This is a genomic window from Acidicapsa borealis (genome assembly GCF_059115245.1).
This window is the reverse complement of the sequence record NZ_JCACNY010000001.1, coordinates 5,202,846-5,224,178: the sequence shown is the minus strand read 5'-3', so window position 1 is coordinate 5,224,178 and position 21,333 is coordinate 5,202,846. Positions and strand designations below refer to the sequence as shown.

Genomic DNA, 21,333 nt, shown 5'->3' with positions numbered 1-21,333 from the left:
GTGCCTGCATCCAGTTCGGCGGCGGCTCCCATTCTCTCAGTGGGTTTAGGAATGGTGGCTGCCACGACCTGGGGCGGATCGGATTTTGCTGGCGGAGTCGGAGCGCGCCGCTCGCCAGCGCTTCTGGTCGTCGCCTCCGGCCACATGGTCACTCTGCTGATTCTGCTCTTCTTCTGCTTCTACACCCACGCCCCGTTTCCGCATCGGACTGAATTCCTCGAAGGCGCCATCGGCGGACTCGAAGGCTCGCTTGCCCTGGCCGCGTTCTACCGGGCACTGGCCATGGGCGCTATGGGGCTCACGGCCGCACTGACAGGTTTGCTGACAGCTCTCGTGCCGGTCCTCTTTGGTCTGTGGAGCGAAGGCTTTCCTGCGCCCCTCGCGATTGCCGGCCTGCTGCTCGGCTGCCTGGCGATCTGGATGATCGCGCATTCACCGGGCCACGGCACACCACCAGCCGCATTGATCCTCGGCGCTGTTTCCGGCCTGGGCTTTGGTCTCCAGTTGATTCTGCTCAAACTAGCCTCGAACGATGGAGTCCTCTGGGCGCTGACCTCGGCTCGTATCGGAGGTGTTTTGGCTCTCATTGTCGTCCTGCTATTCGCCTGGCCGAAGGGCGTGGGGTTCCGATCTGGCTTCTGGTGGATCGGGATCGTCGCTGGCAGTCTCGATACGATCGGCAACTTCGGCTACACGCTTGCAGCTGACAGGGGCCGGCTCGATATTGCCGCCCTCGTCTCCTCGCTTTATCCCGGATTCACCATCCTGCTGGCCGCTATCCTGCTGCGGGAACGTCCGACCCGTAGGCAGACGCTGGGTATGGCGGTCGCGCTGGCCTCTGTCGTCCTACTCAGTCTGTAGCCGACGAGAGTGAAACGGATCAGCACGGAAAGACCTCAAGACAATCTGAGGACGCAAAAAAGCGCACGATCCGCGTAGGATCGTGCGCTTTCGTTGGGAAAGCTCTTTTCTTGGGTTGCGTCTAGACCTTGGTTTCGGCCGACTCGGCCTTGGGAGCTGCCGGAGGAGCAGTCTGCTGCGTGGTTGTCGGCGCGGAAGCATCGCTACTGACGTTCTTGATCCCGTCCTTGAAACCCTTGAGCCCTTCGCCCAGGCCTTTGCCGAGCTCAGGAAGGCGCTTGGCGCCGAAGATCAGGAAAACAATCAGTCCGATGATGAGAAGATGCGGTCCTTCGAAAAGTCCACCAAGATTCATTTGCCTATTCCTCCGCGGATCTCAATCCGCCCCTCGCCCGCCAAATCCACCGCGAGAGCCCTGCAAAAAGTATTGTCGCACAAACCCTTGATTGTCTGCCTCAAAGGTACGCCTCAAATGGCTTGACGGATTTCCACCGGCTGCAAAGAGATTCCTGCGAAACGACTTAGTTCACTTGTGCGGGTTTCCCCAGCCGCTCCGTCACCATGTTGAAAAAAGCCGCTATGCTCTCGGAGTCCCCCATGGTGATGCGCCGGTAGACCTTCATCAGAGGAAACAGCCGCGATCCGCGCACTTCCACCGCCGGTACTGCCGCTACCCCACCGGGATACTGCGTCATCTCCCACGTGCCTGTATAGCGCCGCCGAAGAACCTCGCCCAGATAGCTGCCCCACAACTTCACTTCGTAGTCGTAATCGAGTTCACGCTTTTCTGCTAACTCTGAGAGGACCGCTTCAAAGGCGACCATAGAATCCGAGTTGTAATCCAGTCGTTGCCGGAAGACTTCCCGAGCCACTACGACCGCAGCCGAGGAGTAGGCCTCCATCATTGCATCCAGGTCGGCGAAAGTCGCCTCTTCGAGTTGTTTCCGTTGCTTGTCTGCCACTCGATGAGTTTATTCCTTTGGGATGCAGAAACCCAAACCTGTAGTAATCTTTTGTGATCCTGTCGCATCTCATAAGCAGCCGGTTCACCATCCCCTGTCGTGTCAATGCATTGAGGTCTTCCCATGCCGCGTTTATTCAAATCTGTGTACAAGTCCGCGTTTCTGCCGATTCTGGCAATTGCTCTTGCCGTAGCCACGCTCACCGCGAGTGCAGCCGACAAAGCCATCTATCCCGGTCCCGAACAGGCCAAGGCTGATCTCACCGCCGGGCTCAAGGCCGCCGCCGCCAGTCATAAGCACGTCATCCTGGACTTTGGTGGCAACTGGTGCGGCGACTGCCAGGTGCTCGATATCTATTTCCACGATCCGGCCAACAAGCCTCTTCTCGATGCCAACTACGTCCTGGTTCATGTCAACATCGGCCACATGGACGAGAACGTGGATATCGCAGAGCGCTATCAGATTCCGCTCTCCAAGGGCGTGCCGGCGCTTGCCGTGTTGGATGACCACGGCAAGCTGCTCTACAGTCAGCGGACGGGTGAGTTCGAAGCCATGCGGCGCATGGATATCAGCTCCGTTACCAGCTTCCTGCTGCAATGGAAACCGGGCAAGTGAGGGAAAGACTCATCACTGCCCGACTTCTTTCGGTCAGACCATGACCACTGAAAACCCGCAGACGATCAGGTGACCTGTCACGCGAGCCCGACTCGCTGGAGGCGTCACTGCGGCAAGATGCAGGTCCAGCCCCGCGAGTTTCGCTAACGCAGAGACTGCTTCCCGTTCGTGAAGAAGCGACGATTGGTACGGAATCTCACCTACGACGATGAGCGTTCCACCTTTCGTGATGTTTGCTTTGAGGTACTCTTTCGCTTCCGTGGAAGCACCGCAAAACGCAGCTCCCGTGACCCCTTCATAGGTCAGGCGATGGGCGGTCGCAACAGTCGTGGACGGCGCGTCGGAACCGACGTAAACACCGTCGCGGTATTCGATCAGGCGATGAGAGCTCCAGCCCGATAGCTGTCCGCGAACCGCAATAGCGACATCCCATGCGTGCGTCATCTTGCGACCGCATTTCACCTTGTGATTGGTGGCGGGGATAGCGGATGCGGGAAAACTCGTCCCTGCATTCCTCTTGGGCGATGTCTGCGTTATATCGATCGAATAACCATGAGGGTCTAGAAGAGAGAAGCTCTCAACTGTGGGCCAGCGTTCCGAACCCGGGTCATCCAGCTCAGCGTCTGAATAAATCACTCCGGGCACAAAGGTTGCGCCGATAGGATGGCCATTCTGCGGAGAGTACACCTCGACACTTCCTACATTGCCCTGGCTAATCTCTGGAATAAATAACAAGGGTCCGACAAACATGATGTCCAAGCGGCTAGTGCCGGAGGGCTGCTTGGGCTGTTTCTTGCTTGATTTCGTTTTCTTTGTAGAAGCTGGCATGTAACTCTCCTTGATTTATGGTGTTCTCTCTACCAGAGAGGTAATACGCCCCCCAGTAATATGGATTCTTGTAAAGAGATTTTTCGGATTGTACTCTACGCGCTGAAGATAACGCCATGGCGACGGATTCTCCCTTCGCAAGATGTAGATATAAGTTATCCATGAATGGTACTGAGGCCTCCGAATCGATCTGCCATCGTGTGGCGACTACCTCAGGCACACCCAGAGACTCCAGGGTCGCGACGATGTCCTGAAGCGGGTGATTCCAGGCAGCTTCATGCCTGCCCGTGGCGCAGGCAGACAAAATCGCAAGCCGGCAGACGCGAGGAGGATGGCTGCGCAGGAATGCGCCATCGATCCAGGGTCGGTGCTCACCACCGGCCTCCGCCAGCAGCAACTCCGTCCCGTCGCCGCTTTGCCGTGCGTGGCCGGCAAAATGCCACACCGTCGCCGAAGCCAGCCCGGCTCCCACATCGGCTGTCGTGGCCTGTCTCCCGAGTAGCAATGTGGGCGCGCGAAGATAGCGCTTCACGTTGTCTGCTTCAACCAGCGTTTCCGGTAGTGGAGGTTCCCCTTCACCCACCATGGACGCTGCCACAACCAGGGGAGACCCTGGCTCACGAGTGCGGTTTTGTCCTCGCAGATATTGATTTTTCTGGCCATCGTCAGTGGCCAGGATCGAACGCACTTCCCCCAGGGGGTACGCCACTCCCACCGGCCCGTTGGGCGAAGGCAGTATCGGCCAGGAGAGATTTTCAACCAAGGGGTCGGGCTCAATCATCAGAGAAGCATCGGACGCCATGCTCTCGGGCAATGAGCTGAGCAGAACTTGCGCCAATGGCGCGCCAAGTTGGTTTGCGGTGGCCAGTGTGGTCACCGGAGAGCTCACCGCACGCTCCAGCTTCTGCACCGCATCAAGGACATCCTGCCGTCCCCGGAAGTTCTGCGTCCAGGACACGCCGTCCTGGTCCACGCGATAGACCAGTGTCCGGTCCAGGAGCAGAATCTGCCCGATCAGGACATTCCTCCCGAGTTGTTGCTGCGCAGTTTGCAACGCCGGCTGCCCGCAGTCCAGCGTCTGTCCGGCGCAGGAAGGAATCGGCAATCCCCGCGAACGCAGGCGGAATCGTTCCCAGAGGGCCAGCACCCGGTCGGGCGATCGCCCCTCGGCCAGCCAGGCCGCAGCCAGCTCTGCGTAGAGATCGTGATCCTCTGCTCCATACTCGGCAACAAATGCTCTATCGGATTTGCGAATATCTCTTCCTTCGCTCGAGCGAATCTCGGACTCAAGGAGGCTTGATGCCTCTGCGTAGTGCTGAAGAGACAGTTCAAGCTGACCCCGGTCCGCGGCATATTGTCGCTCTGCCCATGTGTCAGAATCGCGGCTCATGTGTGGGGCTGCGCGATCCAGAAAGCTTCGTGCTCCATCCAGGTCGCCGCGCTCCAGCATCGTCTGTGCGATCAGAAGCTCTGATTCGCTGAAGTCGGAACCGGAGCTTCCGGGCGAGCCCGAGCCAGTACCGTTCTCGTAGGCCAGCTTCAATTGGCGATTGAACTCCTGCATCGCACCAATCCGCAACTCATTCCTTGCCAGATACAAATGGCCCAGTGCGGCATTCTTGCGGTTGCCGGAAAGCTCTATCCACGCCACAGCTTCGCGCATGCACCTCTCGGTCATATGGGTGCGAGGAGACTCTTGTTCCACAAAGCAGACTTCGACGAGGGTGTTCGCCATCCGCCAGGCGGGCGCATCGAGTGCGGCAAGGTCGTGCTGCACCGCTAACGTCAATCTCTCCACCGTCTCCTCGTCTCCCGTCAATTCGGCATCCGAAGTCGCCCTCATGTCGATGCGGCTCTTCAAGAGAGGGTAGTGGCTGGCTTCGGCCAGTTGAAGCGACTGCTGTAGAAGGACTCGGCCTGCCTGGCGTGTTTCCGGCGTGTCATCGCAGTTCTTCTCGGTCACCATGCGCGCCGACTCGATCCATGGATAGCGCTTACGCTCCTCGGTTGAAACGGGCCGCTCGTTGATTCGCGCGGCAAGGATCCGGCACTGCTTGAAGTCCACCATGCGAGACAGGGCATTCAGATGTTCAACCGCAGCCCGTCTGCTGCCCACCTTAGCTGCGGTCGCCATCCCCGACGTGGAACGCGATGAGCTGCCGAGCTGTTCAAAGAGCGCCTGCGACAGAGCTGCCTCCTGAGCGCTGATCGCACCGCTCCCGGTGATGTCGTCGCGCATGGCGTTCCCCAGGTGACGCAGGGCCTTGGCGTAAAGGATGGCAATTGGTTCGGGAAGGGTGTCGATTTGAGGCGCGATCAGGTCGGAGAGCCAGAAATCCTGATGATGTACTTCTAAGGAAGTCGAAATAGTTTTAAGAAGTCTACGGGCAGCAGAGCAACCGTCGTCGCACGGAGAGCCTCGCGCCTGGTCTTTCCCGGAACGGTACCCCCCTCCCGGATCCGATCCCCCCAGATTCGATACAGGGTAGGCAACGTCGAGGATCGCATCCAACTTCATGGAAGAAAGCTCCTCGTCGAGAGCTGTGATGCGTGAGGCGTCATTCGCCAGCGCGGTCATTTCAGCAGGAGACGACAACATCTTCTGCACGCGGCTTTCATGGCTCTTCAGCCGGTTCAGAGTCTGCTCCAGAGCAGCCAGTTTCCGCTTGCCCTCTGCCGCCCATTGCGGGTCGCGCTCGACGGTCATGTAGCGGTTCCAGACTTCCACGGCATTCATCATCTGTCCGCGGTCTTCCATCACGACTGCTTCGTTGAAAAGCACGACCGGATCCGCGGGAGACAGTTCATCGGCCCGCCGCAGATAGTCGAGCGCAGTTGAGCGATCCAACTGATTTCCCGATACCAGACCGCGCTGGAAATACGCCGAAGCCGCATCGACCAGCAACTCGGCAGTTACGGGGCCCGTAGCCAGAAGCCGGTCAAGCACATCTGCAGCGGAATCGTATCGCTCTTCCAGCAGGTCAGCCCTTGCCTGCAACTGTAACCAGTGAGGATCCTGCGGCGAGCGCTCTAATTCGCGCGCCAGCCTCGCTCGGGCCTCAAGCAACGCAGGCGGTTCCCGGTCAACGGTTTCGCCGCGGGTATGGTTCCCACCCACACTGGCTGCATAAGCTGCCTCTGGGATTCGCAGCTCCAGCGTTCGGGCCTGGGTATAAGCCTGAGCGATTTCATGTTCAGGGCTCGACACGCCTCGTTGCCACAGGAACAACGCGACACCCGCTATCAGGACGGCAGCTGCGGACCCCACAGCTAGCCGCCACTTCGCACCGGGGCTCTCGAAAAACCGACGTGTCGTCCGTGCAAAACCCCCACCCCCGGGACGTTTCCGCGCCGGAGTAGCCGCCAGTTGCCGGGCAAGGCTTTGCTGCCAGTCGTGACCCTCCTTAACGAGAGCCGCAATCGCCTCTGCTTCCTCCTGGCTGGGATTGCCATCGAGCGCCTTCAGGCTGCCTGCAAGGCGTTCACCGCATCGAGTGCACGACGCCGCGTGATCAAGCAGTCGTTCCGCTTCGTCCATGCCCGCAGTTCCCAGCACCAGCGCCAGGTAGTCGCCTTCAGAGCTGCATTGGACTCCACTGACCGCCTGCGCGTCCTCGTGAGCAGATTCAGAATCGCCGTGCTTAGTCGAGCTGAAATCGCTTGAATCTTGAGACCCATTGTTATGCCCGGCACGACGCGGAGTCGTGTCTAAGAAGCGCAACAGGGCGTCATTCGAGACAGGCATCGAGTTAGCGTCGTTTTGATTCATGGTCTCTTCATACTGTTAATCGCAACAACTGAGGAAAACCCTTTTTCATTTGTCAAAAAGCCCCGCTTTGGTTCGACACTCTCTGGCTTTGACTTAGGCATAACATGTGGAAGCTTGTCAGACGCCGGTTTGGCAGGTGATGTTACCTCAGCTTTCGGTTTTCCCTCCTGGATGGTCTGGCGCAGCAGCCGGATCATCCTGCTCAACGCACTTTCCACTCCCTTTGCCGACAAGCCGATAGCCGGGATGCGGGAAATTGCTTCTGCCGTGAGTCCGTGCCGGTAGTAGAGCCAGAAAAGGTTACGATCCCGGGCATTGACCGACTCCGGATACAGCCTGAGCAGTCCGTCCAACTGCCCCATCAACGCCGGCCACTCGACCGCCCGGGTTGCTTTCTGGTCAGGTAACTCAACGGACGTCTGGTGCGTCTCAATCGCCGCCATCTGGACCGAGCCGCCACGCTTTTCCGCCCGCGTCCGGCGAAAATGGTCTGTCGCGACCGTCGCGGCGATCACGCGCAGGAGTTTCAGGAACGAGTCATCGCCGCGGTCTTCGAATGTTCGCAGAATCCGGCGGTCGTTCTCGCACAACTTCAGGAAGACTTCCTGGACAACTTCGTTCACCGTGGCTGTGGAAACGTCATTCCACTGCAAACAGACCCGCCGCACCGCGAGAGCCACCACCGGCATCACAGCGCCCACGAACTGCTCCCACTCCGGCGCCTGCGCCGAGTAAGCGCAAAGCCGGGCGAGCCGAATGAGTGCGAGGGGCGAGCTGACCGAAGACATGTCTAGTCCTTGAGGTAAAGCAAATAGGTATGCGTACGAGTCTATTCCAAAACAGTCTATTCCAAGAGACCGTCCCATGAGGAATTCCTATAGCCCCCTGGAACGTTCTCAGGAGCGCTCCTCCAGACTCGAGCCGTCCTGTGCTACCATCCGGCGTATCCGGCTCGATTCCAGGTTCAAGGTGCTTCCAAGAGTTGCATGACATCCGTGCCAGCGAAATGAGTGAAGCATGGTTACCGGGATAAACTCCGAAGTGAGTGACATGGCATACCGGGCTGGAATCTGGGGCAGCGCGAATTCGAGCGAATCGAGGAGTAATCATGGCCGCCAGCACGCGACCGCTGACGCTGGGTGAAATCCTGGATCGCACCGTCCAGCTCTACCGCCGCAATTTTCTCCTCTTCGCCGGCATCTCGGCTCTTCCGGCTGCGGTCATGGTGCTCGCCTTTGGCGGCGCCGGCATCCTGCTTTCGTCGCAGTTGCCTTCGCTCAAGACAGGCGGAGAACAAGGCGCAATCATTCTGGTCGTTGGCCTGATCCTGGGCTCTCTCATCGGATTCCCCATCCTGGTGGCTGCGTTTTCTTTGGCCCTCGGCGCGTCCAACTACGCCGTGCAGCATGCGCTACAGGAAGAGAAAGTTACCATCCGCGCCTCGTATGCCTTTGCCTTCCGGCACATATGGCGGCATCTCGGAATCCTCTTCCTTCAGACACTGCTGGCCTGGGTTGTACCATACCTCGTCTTTATCGCGATTGCATTCGTAGGCGGCATTGCCGCTGCTTTGCTGGCGAAGTCGGGGGACAGTTCTCTCCAGCCTCTGTTGATCTTTCTGTTTGTCGTGTTGGCCATCGCGATGGTCGTGGCCGCGATCGTCATCTGGCTGCGCTTCTCCCTGGCCTTTGCCGCTACCACGTCAGAAGACAAGACAGTATGGCCGTCCATGCAGCGCAGTGCCCAGCTCAGCAAAGGAACTCGTGGCCGCATCTTTGTGATGTTTCTGATGGTGGGCTTCCTCGGCTATGCGGTTACCATCGCACTGCTCATTCCCCTGGCCATCATCATCGCCCTGGCCATGCAGAAATCGCTCCAGGGGCCCACACCGCCAACCGCTTTCATTGTCCTGCTGGAAACGGCATACATGGGGATAGCCTTCCTGGTGCGAGCCTTCGTCATGCCCATCTACACTACCTCGCTGCAACTCTTCTATTACGATCAGCGAATCCGGCAGGAGGGCTACGATATTGAGATGCTGATGGCCCAGGCCGGCTGGTCCGGAATCGCCCTGCCTCCACCCCCGCCCGCCGTGCGCGTGCAGCCGCCCTTCCAGCCCATTCAACCACTACCATTCGCCCCTATTCCGCCCCCACCGACAACTGCAACTGTGTCCGAAGTCTTCATTGCCGAAGCCCAAACGCCGCCCCCTCCCAGCCTTGAACCCCATCTGGAACCCGGCCCTCATCCTGCTCTGGATCACACACCAGAACCCACGTCTGCACCAACACACCTAGAATCACTGCTGGCCGATCCCGTGGCGATAGATCCAACTCCCCACCATCCAGTCGAGTCTCATCCAGTAGAAGCCCTGCCCGAGGAGCCCGGCGCATGAACCGCTCAGCCGCCATTCCGGTAAATCATCGTACGATGCGGCTCTCTTTAGACCGTCTTTTGCCCATGGCTGCCCTTGTCTGCGGAATGCTGTCGTTGTTTCCCGCCCAGGCTCTTGCGGCAGACGCCGGAACCCAGCCTGCAACGGCAACCGCCATTCCTGTTTCAGTCGCGGAATACCGAAATCGCCTGCTCGTGCTGGACAAGATCGTCGCCGGCTGCCAGCATCAGATGATCCCGGCCAACTGTGACAGCGAAACCGTCGGTCCCGACCTCCAGCTCTCCCTGGCGGGCGGCCCACGCGTTGTCCGCTTGAAGTGGCTGCGCGACGTACTGATACAGGGCGCGAAATACGAAGAGAACAAAGCCAAGGCCGCCGCAGATGCCAAGAAGGCAGCCGACAACGCAAAATCCGCCAAATCTGCAGCGCAGCAGAATGCCAAGAGCAATTCAGAGAAGAACAATCCAGACGCGAGCGACGACGAAGACGACAGCGAGCAGTCCCCGCTCCCTATCGGTTTGCAATTGCAGACATCCGAATTCGTCCCCACTACCGTCGAGCAGCGCCTCACCTCAGCCCGTGAACGCCTCGCTCAGGATCTGCAGGCGGCGGAGGCGATGGTTGACGGCAAACCGGTCGCGCCTGGTTCAATCACTGACTCAGCCATGCCGCGCCAGAAGCTGGCCGGAATTCTCAGCGCTCGGGAATACAAGACCACCGTGACCGGCCCCACACTGAAGGACCGGCTCCTCGAAAAGGTCGCCCGCTGGATCAATCGCGTCATCAGCAAGCTGGCCGAGGCTGGCGGTAAGTCTAAGTGGATCGGTACCGCAGCGGAGATCGGCTTTGGTATCGTTCTCTCCGTCCTTCTCGTCTGGTTCCTCATCCGTCTCGAAAAGCAGGGCAGATTCGCCGCCGGGTTCCTCCGCCCCAGCCCCGGCTCTGGAGCCGCCTCCGCGCGCGACTGGCAGCTTTGGCTCCAGGACGCCCGCGATGCCGCCGGCCGCGGCGATTGGCGCGATGCCATCCATCTCATCTACTGGGCCAGTATTTCGCGCCTCGAAGGCACCGGCCTCTGGCCCGCCGACCGCGCCCGCACTCCTCGCGAATACCTCGCACTCCTCGCGCAGGAGAGCAAGCACCGGTCCGATCTGACCGCCCTCACGCGCAGCTTTGAGCGCACCTGGTACGCGGGCCGCACCGCCGCGGAATCTGACTTCCAGCAGGCCGAGCGCCTTGCCGCCAATCTCGGCGTAGGACCGGGCTTCAGCCAGGGGGCGCGATGAAACTCCTGTCCTCGCTCGACACTAAAGACCGCCGCATGCTGCTCATCGTCCTCGGCCTGGTCGCCACGCTGCTGGGTGTCATCGCATTCTTTACGCCTTCCCGGGACGCCAATGAGAATCCCGTTCCCGACAGCTACCTGAGCGGTCGCCACGGCGCCAAAGCCGCCTACACCGTGCTTGAGCAGAGCGGCTACACCATCGAGCGCTGGGAGCAGCCCCTCGTCCAGCTGGCCAACGACGCCGGTCCGCAAACCGTGCTCATCATCGCTGAACCCTATTCGTGGGACAGGCTCGACCGCCCGGCCATCGCCAAAATCCTCAGCAAAGGTGGCCGGGTTATAGCTACCGGCTTCGAAGGCGGCCTGCTGCTGCCCAGAAGCGGGGTCACCGTCTCCAAGCAAGCATCCTTCGCCGCCTGCGAAGCGCAACCCGACGGCCTTCAGCCTCTCGCCGGCCGTGGCAACATCTGGATCGTCCCCAGCGCCACCTGGAGCGAGGCAGACTCCGCCGTGCGCACCGCCTACACTTGCGCCGGTTCTCCCGTTGTCGTCGAGTACCCCGTGGGCAAAGGCACCGCGATTTGGTGGGCCAGTTCCACCCCGCTCGAAAACGCCTCGATCGAACGCGGCCAGAATCTCGAACTCCTTCTCAAATCCGTCGGACCCGCCGCCGGCCATCACATCTACTGGGACGAGTCCCTGCACGGCCAGCAGCATACCAGCTGGGAATTTGTAAGCGGTCCGGTCTGGCCGCTTCTCTGGCTCGGATCACTCGGGCTTGCGTTGCTCGCCATCTTCAGCTTCAGCCGGCGCAGTGGTCCCGTACGCGCGCTGCCCCAGGCTCCGCGAACTACCCCGATCGAATTTCTGGAAGCCTTGGGCTCGCTCTATCGCTCCACCGGAGCCACGGCCACAGCCATGCAGATTGCCTGGGACCGTTTCCGCGCCCAGGCCACTCTGCTCACCGGCCAGCGCACTCCGCAAATCGACGCCGCGCAGCTCGTTTCCGCCATTGAGCGCCGCTACGGCAGCATCGCCAAAACCATGGAACCAGACCTGCTCGCCGCCGAATCCGCCTGCTGGGATGAAAACCTGAAGCCCCGCCGCGCTCTCCACCTCATCCAAACCCTGCGCCGCCACGAGAAGGCATTGCAACACGCCAGCATTCGCCGCACCGAGTCCAACAAAGACATCCCACCAGTTACACTCGGAAGTTAAAGAACCACTGAGCAAAGCTCTGTAGTTATTCAACCGGAGAAGAGAAGCATGACCGAGGAAGCAATCCCGCAAGTTAATCCCGAACCGGCCCCTGCAGAAACGCAATTGCACGCCACCCGCCAGCTTCTCTCCCATGCCCGTGCCCAGTTGAGCCGCGTGATCTCTGGTCAAACCCCGGTCATCGACGAAGCCCTGATGGCCCTCCTCTGCCAGGGCCATGTTCTGCTCGAAGGCGTCCCCGGCATCGCCAAGACCCTCATCGTCAAAGCCCTCGGCCGTCTGCTCGGACTCGATTTCCATCGCGTCCAGGCCACTCCCGATCTGATGCCCGCCGACATCCTCGGCACTACCATCCTGCGCCAGGGTTCGGATACCTTCACCTTCCACCAGGGCGCCGTCTTCACCGACCTCCTGCTGGTCGACGAGATCAATCGCATGCCCCCGCGCACCCAGTCGGCACTGCTCGAATGCATGGAAGAGCGCCAGGTCACCACCGACGGCGTCGTCCGCCCCCTACCGCCCGACTTTACCGTCTTCGCCACGCAAAATCCGATCGATTTCGAAGGCACTTACCCGCTGCCCGAAGCCCAACTCGATCGCTTCCTGCTCAAGACCGTCGTTAAATATCCGAGCGAAACAGAAGAACGGCACATCCTCGAACTGCACCTCGCCGCCGCAGGAGGACTCATCCTCGACGCTGCCCACATCGAGGCCATCCCCGCCGGCCTGCTCGCCGCCGCACGCAATGAAGTTCAGGCCATCCGCATCGAGCCGGAACTGCTTACCTACATCCTCTCGCTCGTCCGCCGCACCCGCGAATGGCCCACGCTCACCCTCGGCGCCAGCCCCCGCGCCGCTCTCAGCCTCATGCGCGTAGCCCAGGCCGTAGCAGCTCTCGAAGACCGCAGCTACCTCGTCCCCGACGACGTGAAACGCGCCCTGCCTCCAGTCCTGCGCCACCGCGTCCGCCTGAAGCCTGAAGCAGAGCTCGAAGGCTTCGACGCCGACCGCATCCTCGCCGACGTTCTCGCAGCAGCCCCCGTCCCACGCGCCTAGAGATAGGTTCCGATGCTGCAGCCGTCCCTCCATCCCGCGCCTATCACCGCCACCTGCGAACCCCGCAGCCGCTTCTACGCGCCGCTCATCACGGTAGTGATCCTCACGCTGCTACTTCTCAGCGCGGTCCTCATCTGGTTCGTCCCCAAGCACACGCTCGCCATCCCCGGCTGGGTCAAAGTCCTCTGGACCATCTTCGATCCGCTGGGCGTCCTCATCTACTCACTCTCGAAATTCAGCGGAAGTGACGCAGCTAAGCCAGGCGATCAAGCCCTCAGCACAAAAGGCAAAGTCGAGCTCAACTTCGCCTTCGGCCTCACCCTCCGCGCACTCTTGCTACTCGCTGCCGGATTTCTCTGGCTCATCCCCGGCTACTACGTCCCACGTCTCGCCTGGGGCATGCTCATCTGGGACGGAGTCATTCTCTTCGTCGCCCTACTCGACGGCTTCCGCCTGCCCCGTCCCCGCACCTTGACCGCCGGCCGCGAATGGATCTCCGCTCCATCTCTCGGCACCTCCGTCGAAGTTGAACTCAGCATCACCCACCAGAACTCGATCCTGCTCGATTGCCGTCTCACCGACGACCTGCCCACGCAACTCGTCGAAACGCCCACGGCGCACAAGCTCCGCGCCTATCCGCAGGTCCCGGCCAAGTTGCGTTACACCATCCGCCCACGCGAACGCGGCGACGTCGAAGCCGGCGCCCTCTACATCCGCTATCGCAGCACCGTCGGCCTCGTCGCGCGCTGGGCGAAAGCCTCGCTCGAACAACCCGTCCGCATCTATCCCGAACTTCGCACCGCCGAAGAGCAGTCGCTCTTCCTCGCCAAGAGCCGCCGCATCGACCTGCAGCTCCGCCAGATGCGCCAGCGCGGCCTCGGTCGCGAGTTCGAGAGCCTCCGCGAATACCGCCCCGGCGATGATCTCCGCGACGTCTGCTGGACCGCCTCCGCCCGCCGCGGCGACCTCGTCACGCGACAGTTCCAGGCCGAGCGTTCGCAGTCCGTATGGATCGTTCTCGACACCGGCCGCCTCTTGCGAGCCCGCGTAACGGATCAGAAAGACAATCGCTACACCAAGCTCGACTACGCATGTTCGACAGCCGTAGCCCTCGCGCAACTGGCCCTCTTCTCCGGCGACCGCGTTGGCCTGCTCGGCTACGGACGCCGCATCCAGCAGCAGCTCCTACCGGGCCGCGGAGCAGGCCACATGCGCCAGTTCCTTGAGTCATTAGCTCAGTTGGAATCAGAGCAGAGCGAAGCAGACCACCTCCGCGCAACAGCCATCCTGGGCCGGCTGCAGCCGCGCCGGTCCCTCATTCTCTGGATCACAGACCTTGCCGAATCCGCCATGCGTCCCGAAGTCATCGACGGCGCAGCACAACTTCTCCACCGCCATGTAGTCCTCTTCGTCGCCATGGCCCAGCCGGAAGTAGCAGCTATCGCCAGCGCCATCCCCGGCAATGTAGAAGAGATGTTCCGCTCTGCCGCCGCGCAGGAAATGGCAGCCCGCCGCGACCTGCTGTTAGCGCGTCTCAGAGACCAGGGCGCCATCACCCTCGACACCCTGCCCAGCCAGATGACCGCCTCCGTCCTCAATCACTACCTAAGCATCAAAGAACGCGCCATTCTCTAGATCCGAATTAAGTGTCATCCGAAGCGAAGCGAAGGATTCGCCTTTGCCATTCCCTACACCCCATTCACTGTCACTTAACCGCCAGCAGCTCCAGCTTCTCAATCTTCGGCGGCGCCGCCAGCAGCCGGTCCGCATTGGCCATCAGCGCCTTGGCAATCTGTCCAGATAGATGAGCCTCGCGCGCCGCTTCATCCGCAAACGTATCGAAGATCCCGAACGTATCCGGCCCAATCTTGAACGCGTACCATCGAACCGTCCCCGGTTCATCTTCCGCCAGAGGAAGCGCCGATTTCAGAAACGTTTCAACTTCCGCCTCTTTGCCCGTCTTGGCCTGTACCGTCGCCAGCAATGCAAACTTTTCCATGATTCCTCCTCTACGTCTAACGCATAGGATGCACACTCGGACTTTCAACGAAGGGAGGAAACCAACAACGGATTGACGGGATGAAGACGATTTGCGCCAGTCCAAACACGGAAGATCAATTCGGCTCACAAGTTATGCCAAGGCTGGCGGTATGAGTTAGCGAGGATCAACCAGTCCCATAGCGATCATGCCCAGTGCGGTGATGCTCGGCAGAAAGAAATAATCCCCGCCGCGCAGCTCCACAAAGTTAGGAAGCTTCGCGCAGACAAACGGCGGATTGGCAGCAGTGCGATCCCCTTGAATGACAAACTTGCCGTGCCCGCCATGGTTGCCCATCAGCCCATCCTTGTCATTGCCCAGATGCGCATCGTTCCCGTACTCAATCCACTGCTGCTGCACAAACTCAAACTGCCGCGAGATGCTCGCATTCAGCGCCATAAAGATCACACCGCGATCATCGCTGTCGGAAACTGGCTCACCTTCCACAGCAACCGGTCCATAAGGCAACCCACGCCGCGTAATGCGCCGCCGGTTGATCAGCCGGCCTTCAAAGCCAAAAGCATCCCGCGGATGCACCCGCCGGATATGCGCCCCAACCGGGCAGCGCGTCCCAGCCACGTCAGCGCCATAGGTAAAGTTGGTGCTGCGATTCGGATCTTGCGTAAGCGCAAAATCAGGAGCATCCGGCGAAAGCTCCAGCGGCGTCCCATCGCGCCATCGCCCGATGAACTTCGCCGCCAGCTTCTCCCGTCCGCCCCCATACATCGGCGCATGCTCATCCAAGTAGGCGTCAAACGTAGCCACGTTCTGATGCAGCTTGCGATACACCATGAATGTCCCATTATTCGCCAGGATATGCGGCACCGGTGCCACCGGCAGTTCCCCAGCCTCATCCGCATAGCCCAGCAGCAGCTCGCCCGTCGCCAGCGGAGCCCAGCTCCCATCCGGCATCAGCTTGCCCTGGCCCGGCTGCGTCTTCCGCACAACGCCAAGATAATCCGGATTCCCGAATCCATCCGTAAATCCAAAGTGCTCGCGCGTCGTCGGCTTGCCATCGACCGTCACCGCGGCCGCATCCTGCGCAGCCAGCACCGTCGCCCCTTGCGTCTCTTCCATCAGCGCCAACAAAGCAGCGTAACAAGCATCCAGCGCCTCAACCGACTGCGCATTGATCCCCAGCCACGCATGCACGCGATCCTCATGCCACACCGCATCCCAGCGCTCCGGAGCGTTCAAACCCGTATCGCCCAGTATCTCCGCGCGCTTCTTCATCCCCTGCTGAAACTCCACCGGAAACGTAAGCAGCGTCGCATCCGGCAACTCCAGCGCCACCAGTCCACGATGCGTAAACGCAAGATTGACGGTACTCTGCGGCTTACCACCATCCCATCGCTGCCCGGTCGTAATCATCGGCAGCAGCTTGCCAATCAGCGCCACCGCCCGCTTCGCATCCGCGAAGTGCAAAAAGACATAGCGAGCCACCGGCAGGTTATATCCGCGCAGCACAAATCCCTGTATATCCGTCTCGTTCAACCTATTCATTGTGACCGCCCGTCTTGATCGCGCGCGCCGTCTCCGGATCGTTCCTGCGAGCCCCCGCAGGAGGCGTCGGCTTGGCCTTCAACTCCGCCGCAAAGCGCACAAACTCCGCCTGCAGCCGCGCCGGGTCCGTCTTCGCCAACCCCTGATGGTGAACAATGAAATCCGTCACCGCACGTTGCGTCAGCAACGCCCGCAGCGCCTCAGGAACCGTCTTGTCATTCACCGCAGCAAAGAAGAAAGTCGTATCGATCTGGCAGGCTAGCATGTAAGCAATCAAAGCTTTCTTATCAGCTGCGCCAGGATATCCAACACAGTGACTCCACACCGCGTCCAGATGCTCGGGCACGTGATCGGCAAGCCCTGAAATATACCCAGGCAGATCACTGTCGCAGTTGGTTTCGAACACCAGATACTTCGACTTCAAGTGCTCCTCGCAAGCCGGCGCGCCAACATAGATCACATCATCCATCACCACCAGCCGCGCCAGATGCGTCCCCGGCGCAATCGCAAAAGGGCTCTGCTCTCCAGTCGGCAACGTCGCCAGATAGCGGCGAATCTGCAGATCATGCGAAGGCGTCGCCCGCTCATCGTTGATGATCGGCGAAAGGATCGTAAGTCCGTATACACTGCCATTCTGGTTAGGCATCAAAAGACCACCGGAGCCTCGCCCGTCTCACCCAGATGAGCCTGCGAAGCAATCACAAAATCAAGATAAGCATCAGCAAACGCCTCAGGAGTGAGCCCGCTGGCCTTCGCACTGAGATCATCGAAGTTAGCCTGCACAATATGCGCCGCCTTAAGATCGTTCGCGGTCGCATACGGGTAAGCAGTGAAGTAGTAATCCGTATCGAACTGCACCCGCGCAATGTACTCCTTGAAGATCGTCACCGGCACGGATCCAGGAAACTTCTCACTCCAACGCCAGATCAGATCCAGCCCCTTCGCCAGCACTGCGGAGAAAGCATCGATGTACTGGTTCCACGTCCCATTGAAGTTACTGAAGAACAGCAGATAGTCATACTTCAACTCCTCCGCCTGCTGCCCGTGTCCCAACACAGGAAAGCTTCTTCGCGGAATAATCACCCAGCGCGCAAACTCAATGAAGGAAAGATTGATCAGGTCATTCTGCAGCGGCTTCACATGACCCAGCACAAAGAAGATCAGCCGCAGGATCCATGTCTTCCAGGGCTTCATTGGCGTGATCGCGTTCATCGCGTACACTTTGCCGTTGATATTGCTCATAAGCCTCCGTGCCAGCTCAAGAGAATGGGACCGAATCCGTGTAGCGCACAAGTCTACCGCACCATAGTCAGAGCGCAACACCGTTTAAATCAGGCACAGCGCAAATGTCTCAAGAGAGGGTGGCCGCCGCGAACGTATCGTGACACTATCGAGACACGCGCCCAGTGATCGCTTCGCGAATCTTCGCCTCCGGCGCACTCGCAGAAAACTCCGCGCCATCTGCACCCCGGCTGACACCCAGCTTCGCCCATAACTTCGGCAGGTTCACCGGCATCGGCGAATTACCCCACTGCGCATACATCCCGGTAAGCACTTGAGTTCCCGTAGCCCTGTCACCCACCTCGAACGCCCGCGTCAGCGTCCAATCCTGATCGATCGTGCCACCGGCCGCAACGATCGCCCGCAGCGCATCCTGCAAACCCATCTTGTTTGAAGTCCGCTCCCGAATGGCAACATCCGCTATCAGGCAGAACAGCGCCCCGCCCCAGTACGTCCGCCCCCAGGTATGCGTGCGATCCATTCCCTGATCGCCCTGCTTCGGCTCGCCCTTCGGCATGCCGTCCATCATGTCCGCCCAAACCTGCTTCGCCTGCAATTCCCCTGTCTGCACGCGCGCAATCGGCTCGACGTAGGTAGCCATGCCTTCCTCGATCCAGTGCTGCTCATCTGGCATCGAAGGGAATCCCATGTGCACCAGTTCGTGGGTCATCGTCCAGTCTTCAGCGAGATCTTTTTCCGTCGTATGCTGGCCCAATCGGATGCGCGTAAACCCGGGGTTCCCGCGCATATCTCCCCACGTCGTGCCCTGCATAATTCCGCGCTCATCCGCCGCGGGCACAATCAGGATGCGCGCACGCGCAACCGGGAACCGTCCAAAGTATGTGGTAACTGACTGTGCCGCTCGCTCAACCCACGGCATGATCTGCGCTGGCGGCAAGTCCAGCGCACCGGCAGCGAAATCGATCTGCAGCACGGCGCTACCTATTTTCAATTGCTGCGAAGATACGACCTTCTCTTCATGGTGCGGACCACGCTGAAAGGGATCGCCCTGCGAATCGGCGTCGATAGCCAGAAACAACATAACTGAAGCAACAAGGAAAGTAACAATCCTCCGTGGCAGCCACTTCGTCATTGCCCGGCCTTTCCGTCGCGTCGAAACGTGTCTACCTTCATCCAGAGCGGTGCAAACGCGTAGGTATCAAACCCGCAGGCATCGAACCCAAACGCATCAAGCGTGGCTAGACAGCGGCAGCCTTGCGCAGCGGCCGAAAGAGCCACGCATTCAGCAGCACAAACAGTACCCCACCCACCAGAAACTTCAGCGCCACCGGCGCCGCCGACGGCGAGAAGAATCCCTCCAGCGTGCCGGCAATAATCAGCATCGGAATCACACCAGAGACGATCTGCACCGCCTCCGCCCCGGCCTTGGCCACCGAATCCTTCCATCGATAAATCCCCGGAAAGAGCATCCCATACCCCAGCCTCAGTCCCGCTGCCCCGGCAATCACAATCGCCGGCAGCTCCAGCGACCCATGCGGCGCCACAAAGCTCCACAGCGGAATCGCCATCCCCGCCTTCTGGCAAGCCACACCCACAGCTCCCAGCATTAGCCCGTTGACGAAGAGCAGATAGACAGACCCCGTCCCGAACAGCAATCCACCGGCAAACGCCGTAAATGAAACCGAGAGATTGTTGGTCATGATGCCGCTCGCCGCCTGCGGCGCAACCGAAACCACCGAATGCGTCCACATCTCGTGCCGCTCAATGCTGTTGATGACCGTCGGCCCCAGAATCGGCTCAGCAAATCGCGGGTTGGCCAGCGTAAACCCCGCCGCCACCACCGCACCCACCAGCGTGATCACCAGGCTGGCAAACACAAACCCGATCTGCTCGCGAAAGACCCGCGGGTACCCCTCCCACAAATACAGAAAGAAGTTCCGCCACGTCGATTTCCGGCTCGAATAAATGATATGGTGAGCCCGAGCCAGCAGATGATTGATTTGCCCGGCCAGCGCCGCCGAAGTCCTGTCCTGCCGCAGCGTGGATAAGTCCGAAGCGACTTGGCGGTATAGTAGTGCCAGTTCCTGTAACTCGGCGCGCGAAAGACCGCGTAGCCGGGTCGTATCGGCCGCCGCGACCAGAGTCGTCAGCCGTTCCCAGTACGGAGTACGTTTTTGAATCCAGTGGTTCGAGAGGACGGTAGTCATTGAGCGGATACAGGGAGCCTGAATGGGACCAGCTTAGCATTGAAACCCCAGAGATGGTGGCAATCGACATGCCGCTCGCCGGCCTGGGCAGCCGTTTCGCAGCTCTCCTGGTCGATTACCTCATTTGGCTGGTCGTCATCATCGCCTTCGTCATCGTCATCGCCCTGGTCGACCCCAGCCTTTCTCACTTCAGCAAGATTGGCGAAAAGTGGGCCACCGCCATCTCCATCGCTGTCCCGTTCCTCATCTACTGGGGCTATTTCACCCTCTTCGAAGCCTTCTGGAATGGCCGCACTCCCGGCAAGCGTGTCGTCAAGATCCGCGTCATCCAGCGCACCGGCCGCGGCATCGGACTCTTCGAATCGATGACCCGCAACTTCCTGCGCATCGTCGATCAGTTCCCCGGCATCTACGCCGTCGGCATCGTCACCATGTTTCTTACAAAGCAGCACCAGCGCCTCGGAGATCTCGCTGCCGGCACCCTCGTCGTCCACGAGCGCGAACATCTCACCACCGCCAGCTCCGCAAGCACGCGCACCTTCACCGCCGGTATGTTCAACCCAGCCCCCGCACTTGCTACCCGAGCCCGAGCCTTCGACCTTCCCTCCAGCCAGGTGCACCGGCTCGGCGCCGCCGACCTCGAAGTGCTCGAAGGATTTTTTGCCCGCCGCCTCGATTTCAGCCTGCAGACTCGCGAAAAACTCGCCGACCGGATTGCCACCGTGGTGCGCGCCAAGACAGATCTTCAGGTACCGGCAGGCGTCAGCACCGAGACCTTCCTTGAAGAGATTGCCAGTCAGTTACGTGACCTGGCACGGATCGCCTGACCGCGCCCGCGGCCGGCGAGCCGACCTCAGAGTCTGGAAAAGTCCGCATCGACCCGAAAGTTGTATTCCGGCGAATGTAATGCTTTTCATTCCTTGTCAGGCGCTCCGTTGCAATCCGCCCAAGCGTTCAAACCGTCCAAAATTGAACAATCTGCAAGGATTACCTGCGGCCACCTAAATCTGGGGCGTCTTTGCTCCAATTGTTTGAAAACAGTTACATTTCACCTGACCTTGGACAGGTAACTCTTTCCCCTCCAATGTCTTGACAAACCGTCTTCTCTCCGCATTTAATGCGTAGCGGTACAAAACAGACAGCTTTCCCGTCGCGTTTCGCCCCGAGGTTTGGCCATTCCGCTAAAACGTTTGACTCGAAATCGACACAAACCCGCAGAGTCACTCGCGGAGCGGCGTGTGCTGCAGTCCAGTCCTCCGGACTGCCGTATAACCCGTTGGGAAAGTAGCGGATTTTTCCACTTGACAAGTGTCGTGCAAGACGAGCTAAATGCTTGCGCAAACCTTTGGTCACA

19 protein-coding genes are annotated in these 21,333 nt (G+C 60.0%); 8 read left to right on the top strand and 11 right to left on the bottom strand.

Translation table 11 applies throughout. The features are described from left to right. Window positions 1-861: an EamA family transporter gene (locus AC5S27_RS21210; RefSeq protein WP_493936553.1), complete on the top strand. Its 861-nt coding sequence runs from the start codon at window positions 1-3 to the stop codon at window positions 859-861. A gap of 121 nt (window positions 862-982) precedes the next feature. On the opposite strand, the gene tatA is transcribed toward AC5S27_RS21210, so the two are convergent. Beyond that, entirely contained in the window at window positions 983-1,216 is a 234-nt protein-coding gene (tatA, locus tag AC5S27_RS21205; protein ID WP_493936552.1) for a twin-arginine translocase TatA/TatE family subunit, read from the bottom strand. 166 nt (window positions 1,217-1,382) lie between these two features. Next, window positions 1,383-1,823, bottom strand: a complete 441-nt coding sequence (locus AC5S27_RS21200; protein WP_493936551.1) for a hypothetical protein — start codon at window positions 1,821-1,823, stop codon at window positions 1,383-1,385. Between the two features lie 123 nt (window positions 1,824-1,946). Between AC5S27_RS21200 and AC5S27_RS21195 the strand changes: the two genes are divergently transcribed. Then, a complete protein-coding gene (locus tag AC5S27_RS21195) occupies window positions 1,947-2,438 on the top strand; it encodes a thioredoxin family protein (RefSeq protein WP_493936550.1) in 492 nt (163 codons plus the stop codon). Between the two features lie 33 nt (window positions 2,439-2,471). Here AC5S27_RS21195 and AC5S27_RS21190 read toward each other — a convergent pair whose 3' ends face one another. The 3 genes from AC5S27_RS21190 to AC5S27_RS21180 all read right to left on the bottom strand — a co-directional run bounded on the left by AC5S27_RS21190 (window position 2,472) and on the right by AC5S27_RS21180 (window position 7,823). Then, window positions 2,472-3,125 (bottom strand): hypothetical protein, encoded by a 654-nt coding sequence (locus AC5S27_RS21190; RefSeq protein ID WP_493936549.1) that lies wholly within the window; start codon window positions 3,123-3,125, stop codon window positions 2,472-2,474. Window positions 3,126-3,201: 76 nt separating this feature from the next. Beyond that, window positions 3,202-7,035, bottom strand: coding sequence for a CHAT domain-containing protein (locus tag AC5S27_RS21185; RefSeq protein WP_493936548.1), 3,834 nt, complete (start codon window positions 7,033-7,035; stop codon window positions 3,202-3,204). Then, window positions 7,032-7,823, bottom strand: coding sequence for an RNA polymerase sigma factor (locus AC5S27_RS21180; protein ID WP_493936547.1), 792 nt, complete (start codon window positions 7,821-7,823; stop codon window positions 7,032-7,034). Before AC5S27_RS21180 ends, AC5S27_RS21185 begins: the two co-directional genes overlap by 4 nt. A gap of 320 nt (window positions 7,824-8,143) precedes the next feature. Here AC5S27_RS21180 and AC5S27_RS21175 point away from each other — a divergent pair, with 320 nt between their 5' ends. From AC5S27_RS21175 to AC5S27_RS21155, 5 genes are read left to right on the top strand one after another with little or no spacing between them, the layout of a single operon-like run. After that, window positions 8,144-9,430: a hypothetical protein gene (locus AC5S27_RS21175; RefSeq protein WP_493936546.1), complete on the top strand. Its 1,287-nt coding sequence runs from the start codon at window positions 8,144-8,146 to the stop codon at window positions 9,428-9,430. After that, window positions 9,427-10,716 carry a DUF4129 domain-containing protein gene (locus AC5S27_RS21170; protein WP_493936545.1) on the top strand — a complete coding sequence of 430 codons (1,290 nt, stop codon included), beginning with the start codon at window positions 9,427-9,429 and terminating at the stop codon, window positions 10,714-10,716. The genes AC5S27_RS21175 and AC5S27_RS21170 overlap by 4 nt, the downstream gene beginning before the upstream one ends. Beyond that, on the top strand, window positions 10,713-11,933 hold the full coding sequence (locus AC5S27_RS21165) for a DUF4350 domain-containing protein (RefSeq protein WP_493936544.1): 1,221 nt from the start codon (window positions 10,713-10,715) through the stop codon (window positions 11,931-11,933). Before AC5S27_RS21170 ends, AC5S27_RS21165 begins: the two co-directional genes overlap by 4 nt. 48 nt (window positions 11,934-11,981) lie before the next feature. After that, window positions 11,982-12,989: an AAA family ATPase gene (locus tag AC5S27_RS21160; RefSeq protein ID WP_493936543.1), complete on the top strand. Its 1,008-nt coding sequence runs from the start codon at window positions 11,982-11,984 to the stop codon at window positions 12,987-12,989. 12 nt (window positions 12,990-13,001) lie between these two features. Next, window positions 13,002-14,624 (top strand): DUF58 domain-containing protein, encoded by a 1,623-nt coding sequence (locus AC5S27_RS21155; RefSeq protein WP_493936542.1) that lies wholly within the window; start codon window positions 13,002-13,004, stop codon window positions 14,622-14,624. 70 nt (window positions 14,625-14,694) lie between these two features. On the opposite strand, the gene AC5S27_RS21150 is transcribed toward AC5S27_RS21155, so the two are convergent. The 6 genes from AC5S27_RS21150 to AC5S27_RS21125 all read right to left on the bottom strand — a co-directional run bounded on the left by AC5S27_RS21150 (window position 14,695) and on the right by AC5S27_RS21125 (window position 19,979). Next, window positions 14,695-14,988, bottom strand: a complete 294-nt coding sequence (locus AC5S27_RS21150) for a putative quinol monooxygenase (RefSeq protein ID WP_493936541.1) — start codon at window positions 14,986-14,988, stop codon at window positions 14,695-14,697. Window positions 14,989-15,144: 156 nt separating this feature from the next. Continuing rightward, window positions 15,145-16,530 carry a Dyp-type peroxidase gene (locus AC5S27_RS21145; RefSeq protein ID WP_493936540.1) on the bottom strand — a complete coding sequence of 462 codons (1,386 nt, stop codon included), beginning with the start codon at window positions 16,528-16,530 and terminating at the stop codon, window positions 15,145-15,147. Continuing rightward, complete coding sequence (locus AC5S27_RS21140) at window positions 16,523-17,176, bottom strand: hypothetical protein (protein WP_493936539.1); 654 nt, start codon at window positions 17,174-17,176, stop codon at window positions 16,523-16,525. The genes AC5S27_RS21145 and AC5S27_RS21140 overlap by 8 nt, the downstream gene beginning before the upstream one ends. Further along, window positions 17,176-17,772, bottom strand: a complete 597-nt coding sequence (locus AC5S27_RS21135) for a hypothetical protein (RefSeq protein ID WP_493936538.1) — start codon at window positions 17,770-17,772, stop codon at window positions 17,176-17,178. Before AC5S27_RS21135 ends, AC5S27_RS21140 begins: the two co-directional genes overlap by 1 nt. A gap of 145 nt (window positions 17,773-17,917) precedes the next feature. Then, on the bottom strand, window positions 17,918-18,904 hold the full coding sequence (locus tag AC5S27_RS21130) for a hypothetical protein (RefSeq protein WP_493936537.1): 987 nt from the start codon (window positions 18,902-18,904) through the stop codon (window positions 17,918-17,920). A 106-nt stretch (window positions 18,905-19,010) separates the two neighbouring features. Then, window positions 19,011-19,979 carry a stage II sporulation protein M gene (locus AC5S27_RS21125; protein ID WP_493936536.1) on the bottom strand — a complete coding sequence of 323 codons (969 nt, stop codon included), beginning with the start codon at window positions 19,977-19,979 and terminating at the stop codon, window positions 19,011-19,013. On the opposite strand from AC5S27_RS21125, the gene AC5S27_RS21120 reads away from it, so the two are divergent. Next, complete coding sequence (locus AC5S27_RS21120) at window positions 19,979-20,806, top strand: RDD family protein (RefSeq protein ID WP_493936535.1); 828 nt, start codon at window positions 19,979-19,981, stop codon at window positions 20,804-20,806. The genes AC5S27_RS21125 and AC5S27_RS21120 overlap by 1 nt on opposite strands. Window positions 20,807-21,333: the final 527 nt, after the last annotated feature.

What these genes read in the sequence shown, in the direction of transcription:
- AC5S27_RS21165 (WP_493936544.1), top strand. Translation starts at nt 10,713, where the DNA reads ATGAAACTCCTGTCCTCGCTCGACACTAAAGACCGCCGCATGCTGCTC.
- AC5S27_RS21140 (WP_493936539.1), bottom strand. Translation starts at nt 17,176, where the DNA reads ATGCCTAACCAGAATGGCAGTGTATACGGACTTACGATCCTTTCGCCG.
- tatA (WP_493936552.1), bottom strand. Translation starts at nt 1,216, where the DNA reads ATGAATCTTGGTGGACTTTTCGAAGGACCGCATCTTCTCATCATCGGA.
- AC5S27_RS21180 (WP_493936547.1), bottom strand. Translation starts at nt 7,823, where the DNA reads ATGTCTTCGGTCAGCTCGCCCCTCGCACTCATTCGGCTCGCCCGGCTT.
- AC5S27_RS21185 (WP_493936548.1), bottom strand. Translation starts at nt 7,035, where the DNA reads ATGAATCAAAACGACGCTAACTCGATGCCTGTCTCGAATGACGCCCTG.
- AC5S27_RS21155 (WP_493936542.1), top strand. Translation starts at nt 13,002, where the DNA reads ATGCTGCAGCCGTCCCTCCATCCCGCGCCTATCACCGCCACCTGCGAA.
- AC5S27_RS21175 (WP_493936546.1), top strand. Translation starts at nt 8,144, where the DNA reads ATGGCCGCCAGCACGCGACCGCTGACGCTGGGTGAAATCCTGGATCGC.
- AC5S27_RS21170 (WP_493936545.1), top strand. Translation starts at nt 9,427, where the DNA reads ATGAACCGCTCAGCCGCCATTCCGGTAAATCATCGTACGATGCGGCTC.
- AC5S27_RS21150 (WP_493936541.1), bottom strand. Translation starts at nt 14,988, where the DNA reads ATGGAAAAGTTTGCATTGCTGGCGACGGTACAGGCCAAGACGGGCAAA.
- AC5S27_RS21135 (WP_493936538.1), bottom strand. Translation starts at nt 17,772, where the DNA reads ATGAGCAATATCAACGGCAAAGTGTACGCGATGAACGCGATCACGCCA.
- AC5S27_RS21195 (WP_493936550.1), top strand. Translation starts at nt 1,947, where the DNA reads ATGCCGCGTTTATTCAAATCTGTGTACAAGTCCGCGTTTCTGCCGATT.
- AC5S27_RS21125 (WP_493936536.1), bottom strand. Translation starts at nt 19,979, where the DNA reads ATGACTACCGTCCTCTCGAACCACTGGATTCAAAAACGTACTCCGTAC.
- AC5S27_RS21145 (WP_493936540.1), bottom strand. Translation starts at nt 16,530, where the DNA reads ATGAATAGGTTGAACGAGACGGATATACAGGGATTTGTGCTGCGCGGA.
- AC5S27_RS21160 (WP_493936543.1), top strand. Translation starts at nt 11,982, where the DNA reads ATGACCGAGGAAGCAATCCCGCAAGTTAATCCCGAACCGGCCCCTGCA.
- AC5S27_RS21130 (WP_493936537.1), bottom strand. Translation starts at nt 18,904, where the DNA reads ATGACGAAGTGGCTGCCACGGAGGATTGTTACTTTCCTTGTTGCTTCA.